Origin of the sequence: Mangrovibrevibacter kandeliae, from assembly GCF_024519155.1 — a bacterium.
Classification (GTDB): Bacteria; Pseudomonadota; Alphaproteobacteria; order Rhizobiales; family Rhizobiaceae; genus Mangrovibrevibacter; species Mangrovibrevibacter kandeliae.
This window is the reverse complement of sequence record NZ_JANIFJ010000001.1, coordinates 716,166-732,784: the sequence shown is the minus strand read 5'-3', so window position 1 is coordinate 732,784 and position 16,619 is coordinate 716,166. Positions and strand designations below refer to the sequence as shown.

19 protein-coding genes are annotated in these 16,619 nt (G+C 69.4%); 15 read left to right on the top strand and 4 right to left on the bottom strand.

The window, feature by feature from the left end; genetic code table 11:
• Positions 1–4: 4 nt before the first annotated feature.
• Entirely contained in the window at positions 5–1,783 is a 1,779-nt protein-coding gene (locus NPA30_RS03500) for an acetolactate synthase 3 large subunit (protein WP_256800969.1), read from the bottom strand.
• A 254-nt stretch (positions 1,784–2,037) separates the two neighbouring features.
• Positions 2,038–2,961 carry a tRNA (adenosine(37)-N6)-dimethylallyltransferase MiaA gene (gene miaA / locus NPA30_RS03495; protein ID WP_256800967.1) on the bottom strand — a complete coding sequence of 308 codons (924 nt, stop codon included), beginning with the start codon at positions 2,959–2,961 and terminating at the stop codon, positions 2,038–2,040.
• Between the two features lie 12 nt (positions 2,962–2,973).
• Between miaA and serB the strand changes: the two genes are divergently transcribed.
• Positions 2,974–3,852: a phosphoserine phosphatase SerB gene (gene serB, locus NPA30_RS03490; protein WP_256800966.1), complete on the top strand. Its 879-nt coding sequence runs from the start codon at positions 2,974–2,976 to the stop codon at positions 3,850–3,852.
• 139 nt (positions 3,853–3,991) lie between these two features.
• Here serB and NPA30_RS03485 read toward each other — a convergent pair whose 3' ends face one another.
• Together NPA30_RS03485 and phnF are read right to left on the bottom strand one after the other, a co-directional pair.
• Positions 3,992–4,891, bottom strand: coding sequence for a CehA/McbA family metallohydrolase (locus NPA30_RS03485; protein WP_256800965.1), 900 nt, complete (start codon positions 4,889–4,891; stop codon positions 3,992–3,994).
• A gap of 62 nt (positions 4,892–4,953) precedes the next feature.
• A complete protein-coding gene (gene phnF / locus NPA30_RS03480) occupies positions 4,954–5,667 on the bottom strand; it encodes a phosphonate metabolism transcriptional regulator PhnF (protein WP_256800964.1) in 714 nt (237 codons plus the stop codon).
• A gap of 108 nt (positions 5,668–5,775) precedes the next feature.
• Between phnF and phnG the strand changes: the two genes are divergently transcribed.
• From phnG to phnN, 14 genes are all read left to right on the top strand, one after another.
• Positions 5,776–6,243 (top strand): phosphonate C-P lyase system protein PhnG, encoded by a 468-nt coding sequence (gene phnG / locus NPA30_RS03475; RefSeq protein WP_256800963.1) that lies wholly within the window; start codon positions 5,776–5,778, stop codon positions 6,241–6,243.
• Positions 6,243–6,857 (top strand): phosphonate C-P lyase system protein PhnH, encoded by a 615-nt coding sequence (gene phnH / locus NPA30_RS03470; RefSeq protein ID WP_256800962.1) that lies wholly within the window; start codon positions 6,243–6,245, stop codon positions 6,855–6,857. Before phnG ends, phnH begins: the two co-directional genes overlap by 1 nt.
• 2 nt (positions 6,858–6,859) lie before the next feature.
• Positions 6,860–7,975 carry a carbon-phosphorus lyase complex subunit PhnI gene (locus NPA30_RS03465; RefSeq protein WP_256800961.1) on the top strand — a complete coding sequence of 372 codons (1,116 nt, stop codon included), beginning with the start codon at positions 6,860–6,862 and terminating at the stop codon, positions 7,973–7,975.
• Positions 7,972–8,886: an alpha-D-ribose 1-methylphosphonate 5-phosphate C-P-lyase PhnJ gene (locus NPA30_RS03460; RefSeq protein WP_256800960.1), complete on the top strand. Its 915-nt coding sequence runs from the start codon at positions 7,972–7,974 to the stop codon at positions 8,884–8,886. The genes NPA30_RS03465 and NPA30_RS03460 overlap by 4 nt, the downstream gene beginning before the upstream one ends.
• Positions 8,883–9,203 carry a hypothetical protein gene (locus NPA30_RS03455; protein WP_256800959.1) on the top strand — a complete coding sequence of 107 codons (321 nt, stop codon included), beginning with the start codon at positions 8,883–8,885 and terminating at the stop codon, positions 9,201–9,203. The genes NPA30_RS03460 and NPA30_RS03455 overlap by 4 nt, the downstream gene beginning before the upstream one ends.
• The gene (gene phnK, locus NPA30_RS03450; RefSeq protein WP_256800958.1) at positions 9,200–9,973 is read left to right on the top strand and encodes a phosphonate C-P lyase system protein PhnK; all 774 of its coding nucleotides are present in this window, start codon (positions 9,200–9,202) and stop codon (positions 9,971–9,973) included. Before NPA30_RS03455 ends, phnK begins: the two co-directional genes overlap by 4 nt.
• Before the next feature lies 1 nt (position 9,974).
• Positions 9,975–10,688: a phosphonate C-P lyase system protein PhnL gene (gene phnL, locus NPA30_RS03445; RefSeq protein ID WP_256800956.1), complete on the top strand. Its 714-nt coding sequence runs from the start codon at positions 9,975–9,977 to the stop codon at positions 10,686–10,688.
• On the top strand, positions 10,685–11,305 hold the full coding sequence (locus NPA30_RS03440; protein WP_256800954.1) for a DapH/DapD/GlmU-related protein: 621 nt from the start codon (positions 10,685–10,687) through the stop codon (positions 11,303–11,305). Before phnL ends, NPA30_RS03440 begins: the two co-directional genes overlap by 4 nt.
• Positions 11,306–11,413: 108 nt before the next feature.
• The gene (gene phnC / locus NPA30_RS03435; protein WP_256800953.1) at positions 11,414–12,265 is read left to right on the top strand and encodes a phosphonate ABC transporter ATP-binding protein; all 852 of its coding nucleotides are present in this window, start codon (positions 11,414–11,416) and stop codon (positions 12,263–12,265) included.
• A 37-nt stretch (positions 12,266–12,302) separates the two neighbouring features.
• On the top strand, positions 12,303–13,304 hold the full coding sequence (gene phnD, locus NPA30_RS03430; RefSeq protein WP_256800952.1) for a phosphonate ABC transporter substrate-binding protein: 1,002 nt from the start codon (positions 12,303–12,305) through the stop codon (positions 13,302–13,304).
• 109 nt (positions 13,305–13,413) lie between these two features.
• Positions 13,414–14,232, top strand: a complete 819-nt coding sequence (gene phnE / locus NPA30_RS03425) for a phosphonate ABC transporter, permease protein PhnE (protein WP_256800951.1) — start codon at positions 13,414–13,416, stop codon at positions 14,230–14,232.
• Between the two features lie 8 nt (positions 14,233–14,240).
• Positions 14,241–14,921, top strand: coding sequence for a DUF1045 domain-containing protein (locus NPA30_RS03420; protein ID WP_256800949.1), 681 nt, complete (start codon positions 14,241–14,243; stop codon positions 14,919–14,921).
• Entirely contained in the window at positions 14,918–16,051 is a 1,134-nt protein-coding gene (locus tag NPA30_RS03415; RefSeq protein ID WP_256800947.1) for an alpha-D-ribose 1-methylphosphonate 5-triphosphate diphosphatase, read from the top strand. Before NPA30_RS03420 ends, NPA30_RS03415 begins: the two co-directional genes overlap by 4 nt.
• Complete coding sequence (phnN, locus tag NPA30_RS03410; protein WP_256800946.1) at positions 16,041–16,619, top strand: phosphonate metabolism protein/1,5-bisphosphokinase (PRPP-forming) PhnN; 579 nt, start codon at positions 16,041–16,043, stop codon at positions 16,617–16,619. Before NPA30_RS03415 ends, phnN begins: the two co-directional genes overlap by 11 nt.

Here is a 16,619-nt window from a genome sequence, read left to right as displayed (position 1 = left end):
TGCGTCAGACAAGCGCCCTGCCCTTGGCGTCGATGGCGGTGGCGACGGCTTCGTCCGTCGCCTCGTCCGGCAACAGGATCTCGTTGTGCGCCTTGCCCGACGGGATCATCGGGAAGCAGTTGGCGAGATTGGCGACGCGGCAGTCGAAGAGCACCGGCCGGCGCACGTCGATCATCTCCTGGATGGCGTCGTCGAGGTCGCCCGGCTTCTGGCAGCGCAGGCCGACGCAGCCATAGGCCTCGGCCAGCTTGACGAAGTCCGGCAGCGCCTCGGTGTAGGAGTTCGACAGGCGGTTGCCGTGCAGCAGCTGCTGCCACTGGCGCACCATCCCCATGTACTGGTTGTTGAGGATGAAGATCTTGATCGGCGCGTCGTGCTGCACCGCCGCCGACATCTCCTGCATCGTCATCAGCACCGAGGCATCACCGGCGATATCGACGACAAGCGCGTCCGGATGGGCGATCTGCACCCCGAGCGCGGCCGGCAGGCCGTAGCCCATGGTGCCGAGCCCGCCCGACGTCATCCAGCGGTTGGGCTCTTCGAAGCCGTAGAACTGCGCGGCCCACATCTGGTGCTGGCCGACCTCGGTGGTGATGTAGGTCTCGCGGTCGCGGGTCAGCTCGTAGAGCCGCTGGACCGCGTATTGCGGCATGATGACGTCGGCATTCGGCTTGTAGTTCAGGCAGTTGCGCCCGCGCCAGAGCGCGATCTGGCGCCACCAGTCGGCGAGCCGCGCCGGCTTGGCATCGCCCGCCATCTGGCGCCACGCGCCGACGATGTCGGCCAGAACGGCGCCGACGTCGCCGATGATTGGCAGATCGACATGCACCGTCTTGTTGATCGAGGACGGATCGATGTCGATGTGGATCTTGCGCGATCCCGGCGAGAAGGCATCGAGCCGGCCGGTGATACGGTCGTCGAAGCGTGCGCCGATGCAGACCATCAGGTCGCAGTCGTGCATCGCCATGTTGGCTTCGTAGGTGCCGTGCATGCCGAGCATGCCGAGCCAGTTGTCCCCGGACGCCGGGTAGGCGCCGAGACCCATGAGGGTCGAGGTGATCGGGAAGCCGGTCAGGCTGACGAGCTCGCGCAGCAGCTGGCTCGCCTGCGGGCCCGAATTGATCACGCCGCCGCCGGTGTAGAGGATCGGGCGCTTCGCGGCGGCCATCAGCTCGATCGCGGCGCGAATGCGCTCGATCTCCGGGCTGCGCTTCGGCTGGTAGGTCTTGTGCGCGTCGGTCGGTGCCGGCGGCGTATAGGTGCCGGTCGCGAACTGCACGTCCTTCGGGATGTCGACCACGACCGGGCCCGGGCGGCCGGAGGTCGCGACATAGAAGGCCTCGTGCAGGATGCGCGGCAGGTCGGCGACCGACTTCACCAGCCAGTTGTGCTTGGTGCAGGGCCGGGTGATGCCCACCGTGTCGCACTCCTGGAACGCGTCCGAGCCGATCAGCGTCGTCGGCACTTGGCCGGTGATGCAGACCAGCGGAATCGAGTCCATCAGCGCGTCCTGCAGCGGCGTCACAGCGTTGGTGGCACCGGGGCCGGAGGTCACCAGCATGACGCCGGGCTTGCCGGTCGACCGGGCATAGCCCTCGGCCGCGTGGCCAGCGCCCTGCTCGTGCCGGACCAGGATGTGCCGGACGTCCTCCTGCTGGAACAGCGCGTCGTAGATCGGCAGCACGGCGCCGCCGGGATAGCCGAACAGGTGTTCGACACCATGATCCTTGAGGGCCTGCACGACCATTTCGGCGCCGGTCATCTGCCGTTGGCTGTCGGTCATTGCGTCTCGTCCGTCTTCTGGTCTGAGGGGGCTGCTCGGCGGCCTCGGCACGCTGTCGCAGGAATTTGAGCAATAAAAAAGGCCCTCTCGGGGGCCTTTGGATCGCGCACACGTGGCTATAGCCGGGCGGTCAGTCGACCGCCACGCGTGTGCGCCTTCTTACGAGGAGAATGATTCCGCTCATGCCGGAGAGGTTAAGCGCAGGAGGACCATCGCGTCAACGTCAAAACGCGATGGGCGGGACGGCGAGGAACCTAGGGCGACCGCAGCAGCTCGGCGGTCGCAAGCTCCCACGCGTCGCCCAGCCGCCGCCACGAGGCGTCGAGCTGGTGCCGGAACCAGGTCTCCTGGCGCTTGGCATATTGCCGGGTGCGGGTGATCGAACGTTCGAGCGCATCCCGAAGTCCGATTTGGCCGTCGAGATGAGCGCCGAGCTCAGCGAGGCCGATCGCCCGGCTCGCGCCGCCGGTCGTCGCGCCCGGCCGCTTGCGAAATTCGGCGACCTCTTCCAGTGCGCCAGCCGCCACCATCGCGGCGAAGCGCTCGGCGATACGCCGACGCAGCACCGCCCGGTCGGGCGCCAGCACGAGCTTGAGCGCCCGTTCGCCGTCGATGAGCGGCGTGCCGGCGCCGGTCTGAACGCGCGAAAGCGGCTCGCCGGTGGCCTCGATGAGTTCGAGCGCGCGCAGGATGCGCTGTGCGTCGCTCGGCCCGATGCGGGTCGCCGCTTGCGCATCGCGGTTCGCAAGGACCGCGTGGAGCGCTGCGCTCCCCTCCACCTCGTGCCGCGCCCGCCAGCGCGCCCGGACCTCGTCCGGGACCACGGGCATCGGGTCGAGCCCGCCGGCGACCGCGCGGAAATAGAGCCCGGTACCGCCGCACAGGATCGGCAGACGGCCCGCGGCGCGGACCTCGGCGACCACCGGCTCCAGATCGCGCAGCCAGGCCCCGGCGGAATACACCGACGCGGGGTCGACATGGCCATAGAGGCGGTGTGGCGCGGCCGACAGATCCGCCTCATCCGGCCGCGCGGTCAGGATCGACAGCCCGTCATAGACCTGCATGGAATCGGCATTGATCACCGTGCCGGCGAAGCGCTGCGCCAGCTCGAGCGCGAGGCGCGACTTGCCGCTCGCGGTGGGCCCGGCTAGGAGGATCGCGCTCCACCTCTCGCTCACCGCAATCGCTCCATGCCCGTCGTCACCCTCGTCTCCGCCCGTGCCCGCGCCGACCTTGCCGATGACCTTGCCGCCATGGCCGCTCGGCTCGTCGGCGGTGCGGTGGACTGGCTGGAGCCGGCGGTCGCCTGCGATCTGCACCTCGAGGCAGCGCCGGACGCGGCGGTGCTGGCCGAGCTGCGCGCGCGCTGCGGCGAGGTCGCGATCGACTGCGTGGTGCAAGAGGTGGCGACGCGGCGCAAGCGGATTCTCCTTGCCGACATGGATTCCACCATGATTGAGCAGGAGTGCATCGACGAGTTGGCCGCCGAGGTGGGGATCAAGGACCGCGTCGCGGCGATCACCGCTCGGGCGATGAACGGCGAAATCGCCTTCGAGCCCGCGCTCCGGGAGCGGGTGGCGCTGTTGAAGGGCCTGTCCGAAGGCGTCGTCGACGCGGTCATCAAGGGCCGCATCACGCTGGCGCCGGGCGGCCGTGAGCTGGTCGCAACGATGCGGGCGAACCGCGCGCATACGGCGCTGATCTCCGGCGGCTTCACCGTGTTCACGACCCGCATCGCGGCGATGCTCGGCTTCGACGAGAACCGGGCCAACCGGCTGCGGATCGCGGCGGGCACCCTCACCGGTGAGGTGGAGGAGCCGATCCTCGGCCGCGAGGCGAAGCTCGCCGCACTTCTCGAGATCGCCGAACTGCGCGGCTTGACGCCGGCCGACGCGATCGTGGTCGGCGACGGCGCCAACGACCTCGCGATGATCGAGGCGGCCGGCACCGGCGTCGCGCTGCACGCCAAGCCGGCGGTCGCCGCCGCCGCGCCGCACCGCATCGATCACGCCGACCTGACGGCGCTGCTGTTCATGCAAGGCTATCGCGGGAGCGAGATCACCGGCTGAGCCGTCGGACCTCCGGGAACCCATTCGGCCGCCGTTGCCCATCGGCGAAATACCGAATGCCCTCGCCGCCTGCAGGGATCGCGAGGCGGCCCGGGACCTTAGGGGAGCCCCGGCAGCCGGTACTCGAGCGTCGCAGGCTTCAGTCCAGCCAGACCGGGTTCGACCAGGCGTGCTTGCCGGCGGCATCGCGCACCACGACGCGGAACCAGTCGCCGGCAAAGCGCTCGAGCGGCAGCCGCGCGCGGCTCGTCTGGCGCGCCTGCACCGTCTCGGCCCGCGTGCCGCGGCCGAGGATGGCGACGCTTGCCGCCGGGGAGCACTCGACCTCGACGTCGTCGCCATCGACCGCGATCGAATGGATGAGCGGTCCGGTGCTGGAGTAGAACGCGCCCTCGCGCATCGCGGCGAGGATCGCCTCCGGCTCGTTCGCCCCGGCTTTGACCATCATCCAGCCGCCGCAGGCGTCGGCCCATCTGAAGTGCGCGTCGTCGGCCGCATAGGCGTTGAGCCGATGGCCCTCGTTGAGGAGCTGATCGAGCAGATAGGTGCCGTCCGGGCGGGCGCACTCGATGTCGCAGGTGTAGTTGTAGATCTCGACGGCGTGGGCGATCGCGGCGAGCGCGCGTCCGTCCTCGATCGTCAGGCCCGACCACTGCGGATGCGCGATGCCGACGAAGGCGCCGGCCTCGGCGCAGCGCCGTGCGAGCTCGACGCCGCTCTCGCCCTCGCCCGTCGGCTCGAAATCGAGCGGCAGGCCGGCCGCCAGGATGTGCCAGGCCTCGCCGTGACTGTTCGCCGGCGCATGCACCTCGGCGCCCATGATCGTGGTGAAGCGGTTGGTGCGGTAGGGCGTCGTGTCGACGATCGGGAAGCCGTAGGCCGGCAGGAAGTGGTCGGACAGGCAGAGAAAGTCGTACCCGGCCTCCGCGTAGGTCTGCGCCACCTCGTCCGGCGAAAGGGCGCCGTCCGAACGGGTCGAATGCGTATGGATATTGCCGCGCAGAAACCGCCCGTCGCGCGTGAAGGCTGCCAGGGTCATATCGTTCTCCTCAAATCAGCGGCAGCGCTTAGCCGCGGAGCATTGCAGGCAGATGACGCGTCTCACGCCTCGAAGGACAGTTCCACCCGTTCGGCGAGAAAGCGCGTCTGCGAGGCCTGAATGGGGCGTTCGTCGAGATCATAGTTGACCGTTTCGGCGATCATCACGATCGCGTCGGTGGCGCATGCGAGGTGGCGGGCATCCTGCGGCGCCACCCGATCCGCTCGAAGCTTGGTGTGGTGCCGGCGATAGTCGGTGACGCCGCAGAGCCGCAGCGCCTTTGTGATGGAGCCGGTTTCGGCATAGGCGGCCACGATGGTCGGAAAGCGCTCCTGCGAGAACCAGTTGCTCGACAGCGAGAGCGGCACGCCGTCCGCGACGCCCATCACGTCGAGGCGCTGCAGCGGGGCGCCGGGGCGCAGGCCGAGCGCCGCGCCGCGCGCCGCGTCCGCGAGTTCGCGGGTGGACTGGATCAGCCGGCCGGAGGGCTGGCGGTGCTCGCGCGAGATGTTCTCGGTGAAGCGCGTGCGCGCGCCGACGGGATAGACGAGCCGCGCCGGCATCGGCTCGACGAAGGTCCCGCGGCCGCGCTCCGACCGTACCAGCCCTTCGGCCGCGAGCGCGGCGATGGCACGGCGCACGGTGTGGCGATTGACCCCGAAGCGGGCCGCCAGCTCGCTCTCGACGGGCAGCTTCTCCACGCCCGTCGCAGCGAGGTCGCGCAGCTGGTCCGCCACTCGCCGCCAGACGGCGACCCCGTCGGATGCCTGGCTCAAGATTTCCCTCCCGAATGCGCCGCAGCGTCATTCCGCTGTCATGCGCAAGGGTGTAGATAGCATTGGTAGATCGAGTTGTCTAATCAACTAGACAACAAGGAGACGCCGATGTCGAGTTCGACCGAGACAGCACCGAACGCCGCTCGCCGCCGCGCCATGGAGGCCTTCGCTGCCGCCGATACACAGGCTCTGCTTGCCGCCTGGCAGCGGATCGCCGGGCGTTTGGAAGCCAGCGCACTGCGGGGTCCCGAGGCTGGGCTCATCATGCTGCGGGGACGGATCGGCGGCGGCGGTGCACCGTTCAACCTCGGGGAGGCGAGCGTCGCGCGCGCTTCGGTGCGGCTGGCGTCCGGCGAGGTCGGCCACGCGATGGTGCTCGGCCGAGACGCCGAGCACGCCCGGCTCGCGGCGCTGTTCGATGCCGGCTGGCAGCGCGCCGACTGGCGCGGGCGGATCGAGACGGAAGTGATCGCGCCGACACTCGTTGCCCTGGCCGAAGCCGATCGTCTGTCGGCCGAGGAGACCGAAGCGACGCGGGTCGATTTCTTCACCATGCTGCGGGGGGAGGACGACTGATGGTCGCTGCCCCGATGCAGGACGCCGCTCTTCTGGACGGCGGGTTCGCCGATCCGGTCTTCGACGCACAGGCCGCCTTCGTGCGGATCATGAACGCCTTCGCCCGTCCCGGCACGATCGCCGAACTCGGCGGCCTTGCCCGCCCGCCACGGCCGGTTTCGCCAGCCGCCGGCGCGGCCCTCGCGACGCTCGCCGACTACGACACGCCGGTCTGGCTGGATGCGGCAGCGCGGCAGGCGGGCATGGCGGACTGGCTCGCCTTCCACACCGGCGCAGGGGTCGTGGACGTGCCGGACGCGGCGCGGTTTGCCTTGTGCTGCGACCCAGCTGCGCTGCCCGCCCTCGGGCAGTTCGCGCAGGGGATCGACGCCTACCCCGACCGCTCGACCACCATCCTTCTGACCGTCGACGCGCTCGACGGCGGCCTGCCGCTGCGGCTCGCCGGCCCCGGCATCGAGGCCGAGACGCGGGTCGAGGTCGCCGGACTGCCCGCGGACTTCGCCGCGCAGTGGCACGAAAATGCCCGGCGCTTTCCCCGCGGCGTCGATCTTCTCCTCGTCTGCGAGGACCGGGCGATGGCCCTGCCCCGCACCACCCGCGTGATGGAGGGCTGACGATGTACGTGGCCGTCAAGGGTGGCGAGGCTGCCATCGCGAACGCCCATCGCCTGCTCGCCGACCGCCGGCGCGGCGACGCATCGGTGCCGGCGCTGACGCTGGAGCAGATCGCCGGGCAGCTGGCGCTCGCCGTCGACCGGGCGATGGCCGAAGGCTCGCTCTACGACCCGGAGCTCGCGGCCATGGCCGTGCGCCAGGCCCGCGGCGACCTGATCGAGGCGATCTTCCTGATCCGCGCCTACCGTACCACCCTGCCCCGCTTCGGCAATGCCGTGCCGGTGGACACCGGGCGGATGCGGATCGAGCGGCGCGTCTCGGCCACCTACAAGGACCTGCCCGGTGGCCAGCTGCTCGGTCCGACCTTCGACTACACGCACCGGCTGATCGATCCGTCGATGACGGGCGACGTGCCGGTCGAGCCGCCGCTGCGGCGCGCGCGAACCGACGCGGGCTGCCCGCGCGTGACTGACATCCTCGGCCAGGACGGGCTGATCGAACCGGACCAACCGGACGACCGGGAACCGGGCGACCTGACGCGCGAGCCGCTGGAGTTTCCGGCGGGTCGCGACCTGCGCCTGCAGGCGCTGGCGCGCGGCGACGAAGGCTTCCTGCTGGCGCTCGGCTATTCGACCCAGCGCGGCTTTGCGCGCACCCATCCCTTCGTGGGCGAGATCCGCATCGGCCTCGTCGACGTCGAGGTCGAGATGCCGGAGGTGGGCTTCCCCGTCACCATCGGCCGCGTGCGTCTGACCGAATGCCAGATGGTCGCCCAGTTCAAGGGCTCGGCGAAGGAGCCGCCGCAGTTCACCCGGGGCTACGGTCTCGTCTTCGGCCAGTCCGAGCGCAAGGCGATGGCGATGAGCCTCGTCGACCGGGCGCTCAGGGCCGACGAGTTCGGCGAGGAGCGCAACGCCCCGGCGCAGGACGAGGAGTTTGTCCTCGCCCACTCCGACAACGTCCAGGCGACCGGCTTCGTCGAGCACCTGAAGCTGCCGCACTACGTCGACTTCCAAGCCGAACTCGACCTCGTGCGCCGGATGCGCCGGGCGCAGGCGACGCAGGCCGCGGCGAGCGACGAGAGCGCGTCCGGCGACGACCGCGAGGCCGCAGAATGAGCGCCCTTCCCACCTACAACTTCGCCTATCTCGACGAGCAGACCAAGCGCATGATCCGCCGCGCGATCCTGAAGGCGATCGCGATCCCCGGCTACCAGGTGCCCTTTGCCAGCCGCGAGATGCCGATGCCCTACGGCTGGGGCACCGGCGGTGTGCAGGTCACCGCCGCGATCATCGGGCCGCACGACATCCTCAAGGTCATCGACCAGGGCGCCGACGACACCACCAACGCCGTCTCGATCCGCGCCTTCTTCGAGAAGACCGCGAAGGTCGCGGTGACGACGCGCACCCGCGAGGCGACGATCATCCAGACCCGCCACCGGATGCCGGAGACGCCGCTCGCCGAAGCCCAGACCATCGTCTTCCAGGTGCCGATCCCCGAGCCGCTGCGCTACCTCGAACCGCGCGAGACCGAGACGCGGGTGATGCATGCGCTCGAGGAATACGGGCTGATGCACGTCAAGCTCTACGAGGACATCGCCCGGCACGGCCACATCGCCACCACCTACGCCTATCCGGTGAAGGTCGAGGGGCGCTACGTGATGGACCCCTCGCCGATCCCGAAATTCGACAATCCGAAGATGCACCGCTCGCCGGCGCTGCAGCTCTTCGGCGCCGGGCGAGAGAAGCGCATCTACGCGCTGCCGCCCTACACCGACGTCGTCAGCCTCGACTTCGAAGATCATCCCTTCGCGGTGCAGCACTTCGAGCAACCCTGCGCGCTCTGCAGCGCGAAAGGCGTCTACCTCGACGAGGTGGTGACCGACGACCGGGGCGGCCGGATCTTCGTGTGTTCGGATACCGACCATTGCGAGGAGCGGCGCGCGGCCGGGTTCACGGGCCCGCAGGATGGCTCCGGCAAGGCCGATAGCCCGAACGGGCCGGCGGCGAGCGAGGGAGACGCCTCGTGAGCAAACTCTCCTTCCGCAGCGATGGGAAGGCGAACATGCCGACCATTCTCGCACTGATCGGCCAGCCGGGCTGCAATGGCGCAGCGATGGACGTGACCGGGGCACGCGGCATCCTCGCAGCCACCGACGAGCCCAGGGTCGGCCATCCGGGTCTCACCATAGGCGTATCAGCGATCGGCGTAGACGAATGCCGTGTCGAGCTCGAAGATGCGCCTCTTCGACATCCAGCCACGCTAGGCCGGCTCGAAACGTCTCGCCAGCACCTCGCATCGGTGTTTTGCCCGACCCGGCCGAGCCTGCGGAGGGCCCGCCCATGACCTCCCCTCTCCTCTCCGTCCGCGACCTGACCAAGCGCTACGGCGACCGCATCGGCTGCAAGGCCGTTTCCCTCGACGTCTGGCCGGGCGAGGTGCTGGCCATCGTCGGTGAGTCCGGCTCGGGCAAGACAACGCTCCTCAACTGCATGGCGACGCGCCTCGAGCCGACGAGCGGCAGCGTGTCCTACCGCATGCGCGACGGTGCGATGCGCGACCTCGCGAGTCTCGGCGAGGCCGAACGGCGGCTCCTGATGCGCACCGACTGGGGCTTCGTCCACCAGCATGCGGCGGACGGCCTCAGGATGCGCGTCTCGGCCGGCGCCAATGTCGGAGAACGCCTGATGGCGGTCGGCGAGCGCCATTACGGCCAGATCCGCGACACCGCACTCGACTGGCTCGGCCGGGTCGAGATCGCCGCGGACCGCATTGACGACCGGCCCGTCGCCTTCTCCGGCGGCATGCGCCAGCGGCTGCAGATCGCCCGCAACCTCGTCACCGCACCCCGCCTCGTCTTCATGGACGAGCCGACCGGCGGCCTCGACGTCTCGGTGCAGGCGCGCCTGCTCGACCTGATCCGGACCCTCGTCGCCGAGATGGGCCTCGCGGTGGTGATCGTCACGCACGACCTCGCCGTCGCCCGCCTCCTGTCGCAGCGCATGATCGTCATGCAGCGCGGCCGGGTGATCGAGACCGGCCTCACCGATCGCGTCCTCGACGACCCGCAGCACGCCTACACGCAGCTGCTCGTCGCCTCGATCCCGGAGAGCTGAGATGACCGTGCCCCTCCTCTCCGTCCGCGGCGTTCGCAAGTCGTTCACGATGCACCTGCGCGGCGGCGTCCACCTGCCTGTCGTCGACGACGCCCGCTTCGACGTCCTCTCCGGCGAGTGCGTCGTGCTCGGCGGCCCATCCGGCGTCGGCAAGTCGTCGATCCTGCGCATGGTCTACGGCAACTACGCCGTCGATGGCGGAGCGATTCTCGTCCGCCACCCGGACGCGAGCGAGCCGGTCGACCTTGCGAGCGCCGAGCCGCGCGCCATCATCGAGTTGCGTCGCTCGACGATCGGCTATGTCAGTCAGTTCCTGCGGGCGATCCCGCGCGTCGCGGCACTCGACGTTGTCGCGGCACCGCTGATCGAGCGCGGCAGGCCGATGGCGGCGGCGCGTGACGAGGCGCGACGCCTTCTCGTCCAGCTGAACCTGCCGGAGACGCTGTTCGGTCTGCCGCCGGCGACCTTCTCGGGCGGCGAGAAGCAGCGGGTGAACATCGCTCGCGGCTTCATCACCGACCACCCGGTGCTCCTTCTCGACGAGCCGACGGCTTCGCTCGATGCCTACAACCGCGACGTGGTCTCCGGCATGATCGAGGACAAGCTCGCGAAGGGCACGGCGATCCTCGGCATCTTCCACGACGAAGTCGTGCGCGAGCGGGTGGCGACCCGCATCGTCGACGTCTCCGCCTTCTCGGCGCGGCGGGCGGCATGACCACGAAGCTGTCCGACACGCCCCTCATCCACCCGACCGCGTCGGTCGAGCAGTCCGTGCTCGGCCGCTACACGGAAGTCGCCGAGCGCTCGCGCCTCTCCGAAACGACGCTCGGCGACTATTCCTACGTGATGCAGGACTGCAGCCTCTGGTGCGTCGAGGTCGGCAAGTTCGTCAACATCGCCGCGGCGGTGCGCATCAACGCCACCAACCATCCGACCTGGCGGGCGAGCCTCCACCACTTCACCTACCGCGCCGGCGACTATTTCGAGGGTGAAGCCAACGAGGCGAGCTTCTTCGACTGGCGGCGCGAGAACCGCGTCACCATCGGCCACGACGTGTGGATCGGCCATGGCGCGACGCTGCTGCCGGGCGTGTCGGTGGGCAACGGCGCGGTGATCGGCGCCGGTGCGGTCGTCTCCAGGGATGTCGCCCCGTACACGATCGTCGGCGGCGTGCCGGCGCGCCTGATCCGCGCACGCTTCGCCGACGGGATCGGCGAACGCATGGACGCCCTCGCCTGGTGGGACTGGCCGCACGAGCGACTGCATTCGGCCCTCGCCGATTTCCGGGCGCTCGACGCGGGCGCATTCCTCGACCGCTACGACGCGTCCTAGCGGATCCGTCGGACGCGGCGATTGTCATGGCAGCGTCATCCGCACGTCATCGCACGCACATCTGATGCTCCTAGAACCCTGATAATCCACGAACTGAGGAGGCCTGCGATGACGGCCGTCGACGTCAAGGATCTCTCCAAACGCTTCAACCGCAAGCAGGCGCTCCGGGGCGTCAGCCTGAGGATCGCGGCCGGGGAGATGGTGGCGCTGATCGGCGCCTCCGGGTCGGGCAAGTCGACATTGATCCGCCATCTCGCCGGGCTCGAGCGGGGCGAGGCCGAGGGCTCGGCGATCGAGATCTTCGGCCGGCCGTTGCAGGCGAACGGTCGTCTCGCCGCAGACGCGCGGCAGATGCGACGCGAGATCGGCGTCATCTTCCAGCAGTTCAACCTCGTCGGGCGCCTCCCGGTGATCACCAATGTGCTCGTCGGCCATCTCGGCCGCATCCCGGACTGGCGCGGCACGCTCGGCGCCTTCACCCGTGAGGAGAAACTCGAGGCGCTTGCCGCTCTCGCCCGGGTCGGCATCCCCGACGTCGCTTGGCAGCGCGCCTCGACCCTGTCCGGTGGCCAGCAGCAGCGCGCGGCCATCGCCCGCTGCCTCGTCCAGCAGTCGCGTCTGCTTCTCGCCGACGAGCCGATCGCCTCGCTCGATCCCGCCTCGGCCCGCCGCGTCATGGACGTCCTTGCCGACATCAACCGGCGCGACGGGATCACCGCCGTCGTCTCGCTCCACCAGGTCGAATATGCACGGCGCTACTGCGCGCGCACCATCGCGCTGCGCGCCGGATCGATCGTCTATGACGGCCCCTCGGCAGCGCTGACCAACGACTTTCTCACCGAGCTCTACGGAGCCGACTCGGAAGAACTCGTGCTGCCGGACCAGCGTCCGGCCGGCGGGCTCCGGCTCGACCCGTCGAGGGCGCCGTGGATGGGCGAACCCAGTCCCGTTCCGGCGTAACCCGCCTCCCCACGACCCCAACAGGGAAGACCCCAGAATGAACGCGTTCCTGAAGACCATCGCGGCCCTGACGCTTGCGTCCGGCCTGACCAGCTCGGCCTTCGCCGAGGACCTGAAGGAGATCAATTTCGGCATCATCTCGACCGAGAGCCAGCAGAACCTCAGGCCGAAGTGGGAGCCGTTCCTGGCCGACATGGAGAAGGAGACCGGCCTCACGGTGAAGGCCTTCTACGCCTCCGACTATGCGGGCGTCATCGAAGGCATGCGCTTCGACAAGGTGCAGGTCGCCTGGTTCGGCAACAAGTCGGCCATGGAGGCGGTCGACCGCGCCAACGGCCAGATCTTCGCCCAGTCCGTCGACGTCTCGGGCAACCCCGGCTACTGGTCGCTGATCCTGGTGCCGAAGGACTCCAAGCTCCAGAGCATCGACGACCTCCTGACCTGCGACAAGTCGCTGAACTTCGGCCTCGGCGACCCGAACTCGACCTCCGGCTATCTCGTGCCGATGACGTTCGTCTTCGGCGCCAACGGCGTCGACCCGAAGCAGTGCTTCAAGAACGTCACCAACGCCAACCACGAGACAAACGCGATGGCGGTCGCCAACGAGCAGGTCGACGCGGCGTCGAACAACACCGAGAACCTCGCGCTGATCGAGAAGAACCAGCCGGAGGCCTTCAAGAACATCCGCATCCTGTGGAAGTCGCCGCTGATCCCGTCCGATCCGATCGTCTGGTCGAAGGACCTGCCGGATGCGGCCAAGGAGAAGATCAAGACCTTCTTCCTGACCTACGGCACGGACCAGTCCAAGGGCGACGTGCAGCACGAGAAGGACGTCCTCGCCGGCCTGCAGTGGGCTCCTTTCAAGGCCTCGAGCGACGACCAGCTGCTGCCGATCCGCGTGATGGAGGCTTCCAAGAGCATCGCGCTCATCCAGGCCGACCCGAACAAGTCGGACGAGCAGAAGAAGGCCGAGATCGAGCCGCTGCAGAAGCAGAAGAGCGAGTACGAGGCCAAGCTGAAGGCTGCCGGCCAGAGCTGAGCCCGCCGCCCGATCCGGACGCACCGACGTCCGAGCCGGTCGCCGCTCCGGCGGCCGGCACCGACTGCCCCCTGCCCTTCGCCGCCCGTTTCTCGCTGGATGCTCCGCCATGACCGAGACCTCCCAGTCGCTGCCCGCCGCCGCGCCGAGCCTCAATGCCGGCCGCGACTGGTCGCGCTCGATCGGCAACGGCGCGATCCTCCTCGGCCTCGCCGTGGCGCTCGTCCTCAGCTGGGGTCCGGCCGACATGGCGAGCTGGACGCATCTCTTCACCGATGCCGGCAACATGGCGAAGTATGCCAGCGGCTTCCTGCACCCGAAATTCGACGACTGGCGCTTCTATGTCGAGGAGATGATCGTCACGCTCCAGATCGCGCTCTGGGGCACCTTCCTGTCGCTGATCGTCTCGATCCCGCTCGGCATCCTGGCCGCCCACAACATGGCGCCCGCCTGGATCGTCCATCCCTGCCGCTGGCTGCTGAACGTCTTCCGCGCCATCCACGAGGTGGTCTGGGCGGTGCTCTTCGTCGTCGCCGTCGGCCTCGGCCCCTTCGCCGGCGTGATGGCGCTCTTCGTCCACAACACCGGCATCATGGCCAAGCTCTTCTCCGAGGCGGTCGAGGCGATCGACGCGCGGCCCGTCGAGGGCATCCGCGCCACCGGGGCCACCCGCGTGCAGGAGGTGATCTTCGGCGTCATTCCGCAGGTGATGCCGCTCTGGGTGTCCTACTTCCTCTACCGCTTCGAAACCAACGTCCGTTCGGCGACCATCCTCGGCGTCATCGGCGCCGGCGGCATCGGCCAGGTGCTGTTCGAATCCATCCGCGGCTTCTACTATCCGGAATCGGCGGCAATCCTCATTGTCGTCGTCGTCACCGTCAGCCTCACCGACATCCTGTCGCAGCAGCTGCGGAAGTTCTTCCTGTAAGAGACCTGATGCGCGTCGCCATCTACTTCACGCCGCCCGCCGGGGCGCCGCTCACCCGCGCCGCCGCCGAATGGCTCGGCCGGAGTGCCTTCGACGGCGAGCCGACCCGTGCACCCGAGCCCGTGCTCGACGCGCTGGTGGCCGAGCCGGCCCGCTACGGCTTCCACGCCACGATGAAGGCGCCATTCCGCCTTCGCCACGGCGTCCAGCTCGAGCAGCTCGACGAGGCGCTCGCCGCCTTCGCATCGACGCGGCAGACCTTCGCGATCGACGAACTCACAATCGCCGCGCTCGGTTCGTTCTTCGCCTTCGTGCCGAAGGCACCGCCTGCCGCCCTCTCGGATCTCGAAGCGGCCATCGTCACCGCCTTCGAGCCGTTCCGCGCGCCCCTCACCGAGGCCGAGGTCGCGCGCCGCCGACCGGAGCGGCTGACCGAACGACAGCGCGACCACCTCGAGCGCTTCGGCTATCCCCACGTCCTCGACGACTTCCGCTTCCACATGACCCTGACCGGAGCGGTGGACGAGGCGCGCCGCAGCGAGGTCCGTGCCCGGCTCGGCGCGCAGTTCGGAGCGCTGGACGGCCAAGCCTTGCTGATCGACCAGCTGGCGCTCGTCCTCGAGCCGGCGCCGGGCGAGCCCTTCCGCGTGCATTCGCTGCACCCCTTCGAACCCGCAGAGACCCAATGACCGAAACCGTACTGACCAATGCCCGCATCGTCCTGCCCGATATCGAGATCGAGGGGCACCTGGTGCTGCGCGAGGGGCGCATCGCCGCGATCGGAGACGGTCCGGCAGCCGGCGAGGACATGGCCGGCGATACGCTGATCCCCGGCCTGGTGGAGCTCCACACCGACCACATCGAAGGACACTACATTCCGCGCCCGAAGGTCCTGTGGAACAAGATGGCGGCCATCCAGGCCCACGACGCACAGATCGCCGGCTCCGGCATCACCACCGTCTTCGACGCCTTGCGCGTCGGCACCGATGAAAACGCCACGCTCACCTCCGCCGACATGGCCGAGATGGGCCGGATGATCGGGCGCGCCGTGGACGAGAACCGGCTGCGGGCCGACCACTTCATCCACTTGCGCTGCGAAGTTTCCGCCGGCGACGTGGTCGACGGCTTTCGCCGGATCGAGGACAATCCGCGGCTGAAGCTCGTCTCGCTGATGGATCACGCTCCGGGCCAGCGGCAGTTTGCCGATCTCGGCGCATACCGCACGTACTACCAGAAGAAGCTGGCGCTTTCCGACGCCGAGTTCGAGGCCTTCAGCAACAAACGGCTGGCCGACTCCGCAGCCTTCGCTCCGATGAGCCGCAAGGAGATTTCCGAGGCCTGCCGGGCGCGCGGCATCGCCGTCGCGAGCCACGACGACGCGACGCCAGAACACGTCGCCGAAGCGATCGAGCTCGGAACCTCGGTCGCCGAGTTCCCGACGACGATGGCCGCTGCCGAGGCCTCGCGCCAGGCCGGCCTGCACGTCCTGATGGGCGCGCCGAACATCGTGCGCGGCGGGTCCCACTCGGGCAACATCTCGGCGATCGAGCTCCTGCGCCGCGGCGTCCTCGACATCCTGTCATCGGACTACGTGCCCTTCAGCATGGTGCAGGCGGCGTTCCTGCTGGCCGAGAGCGGCGAAGTCGCGCTGCCTGAGGCGATCCGGCTCGTCAGCACCAATTCGGCCGAGGCCGTGGGCCTGACCGACCGCGGCGCGATCGAGACCGGCCGGCGTGCCGATCTCGTCCGCGTCCATGCGGTGGACGGCGAGCCGCCGGTGGTGCGCTCGGTCTGGCGCGAGGGTCGGCGTGTCGCCTGACGCACCGCCCGCGATCGGCCGGACGGGCTGCTTCGTGGCCGTCGTCGGCCCGAGCGGCGCCGGGAAGGACACGCTGCTGCGCCTGGCCGGGCGCGCATTGGCCGGACGGGACGACGTCGTCTTCGCCCGCCGCACGGTGACGCGCGAGGCGGTCGTCGACGTCGAGGATCACGACGTGCTCGACCCCGAAGCCTTCGAAGCCGCCGAGCGGGCGGGCGCCTTCTGCCTCTCCTGGCGGGCGCATGGCCTCGCCTACGGCATCCCGCACGAGGTCGATGTCGCACTGGATGCAGGAGCAACCGTCGTCGCCAATCTCTCCCGGCGCGCGCTGGCGGAGGCCGCCAGCCGTTTCCCCCGCTTCGCCGTGGTCGAGATCAGCGCACCCAAAGCCGTGCTCGTCGCACGCATCGCCGCCCGGGGCCGCGAAAGCCCGGAGGAGATCGAAGCGCGCCTCACCCGCGCGGTCGCTCTCGAGGTGCCCGCGACGGCCGAGCGCTTCTGCCGCATCGACAACGACGGATCGCCGGACGACGGCGCCGCACGTCTGGTGGCATTCCTGACGAGCTGA

What these genes read in the sequence shown, in the direction of transcription:
- NPA30_RS03500 (WP_256800969.1), bottom strand. Translation starts at nt 1,783, where the DNA reads ATGACCGACAGCCAACGGCAGATGACCGGCGCCGAAATGGTCGTGCAG.
- serB (WP_256800966.1), top strand. Translation starts at nt 2,974, where the DNA reads ATGCCCGTCGTCACCCTCGTCTCCGCCCGTGCCCGCGCCGACCTTGCC.
- NPA30_RS03485 (WP_256800965.1), bottom strand. Translation starts at nt 4,891, where the DNA reads ATGACCCTGGCAGCCTTCACGCGCGACGGGCGGTTTCTGCGCGGCAAT.
- phnG (WP_256800963.1), top strand. Translation starts at nt 5,776, where the DNA reads ATGTCGAGTTCGACCGAGACAGCACCGAACGCCGCTCGCCGCCGCGCC.
- phnH (WP_256800962.1), top strand. Translation starts at nt 6,243, where the DNA reads ATGGTCGCTGCCCCGATGCAGGACGCCGCTCTTCTGGACGGCGGGTTC.
- NPA30_RS03465 (WP_256800961.1), top strand. Translation starts at nt 6,860, where the DNA reads ATGTACGTGGCCGTCAAGGGTGGCGAGGCTGCCATCGCGAACGCCCAT.
- NPA30_RS03460 (WP_256800960.1), top strand. Translation starts at nt 7,972, where the DNA reads ATGAGCGCCCTTCCCACCTACAACTTCGCCTATCTCGACGAGCAGACC.
- phnK (WP_256800958.1), top strand. Translation starts at nt 9,200, where the DNA reads ATGACCTCCCCTCTCCTCTCCGTCCGCGACCTGACCAAGCGCTACGGC.
- phnL (WP_256800956.1), top strand. Translation starts at nt 9,975, where the DNA reads ATGACCGTGCCCCTCCTCTCCGTCCGCGGCGTTCGCAAGTCGTTCACG.
- NPA30_RS03440 (WP_256800954.1), top strand. Translation starts at nt 10,685, where the DNA reads ATGACCACGAAGCTGTCCGACACGCCCCTCATCCACCCGACCGCGTCG.
- phnC (WP_256800953.1), top strand. Translation starts at nt 11,414, where the DNA reads ATGACGGCCGTCGACGTCAAGGATCTCTCCAAACGCTTCAACCGCAAG.
- phnD (WP_256800952.1), top strand. Translation starts at nt 12,303, where the DNA reads ATGAACGCGTTCCTGAAGACCATCGCGGCCCTGACGCTTGCGTCCGGC.
- phnE (WP_256800951.1), top strand. Translation starts at nt 13,414, where the DNA reads ATGACCGAGACCTCCCAGTCGCTGCCCGCCGCCGCGCCGAGCCTCAAT.
- NPA30_RS03420 (WP_256800949.1), top strand. Translation starts at nt 14,241, where the DNA reads ATGCGCGTCGCCATCTACTTCACGCCGCCCGCCGGGGCGCCGCTCACC.
- NPA30_RS03415 (WP_256800947.1), top strand. Translation starts at nt 14,918, where the DNA reads ATGACCGAAACCGTACTGACCAATGCCCGCATCGTCCTGCCCGATATC.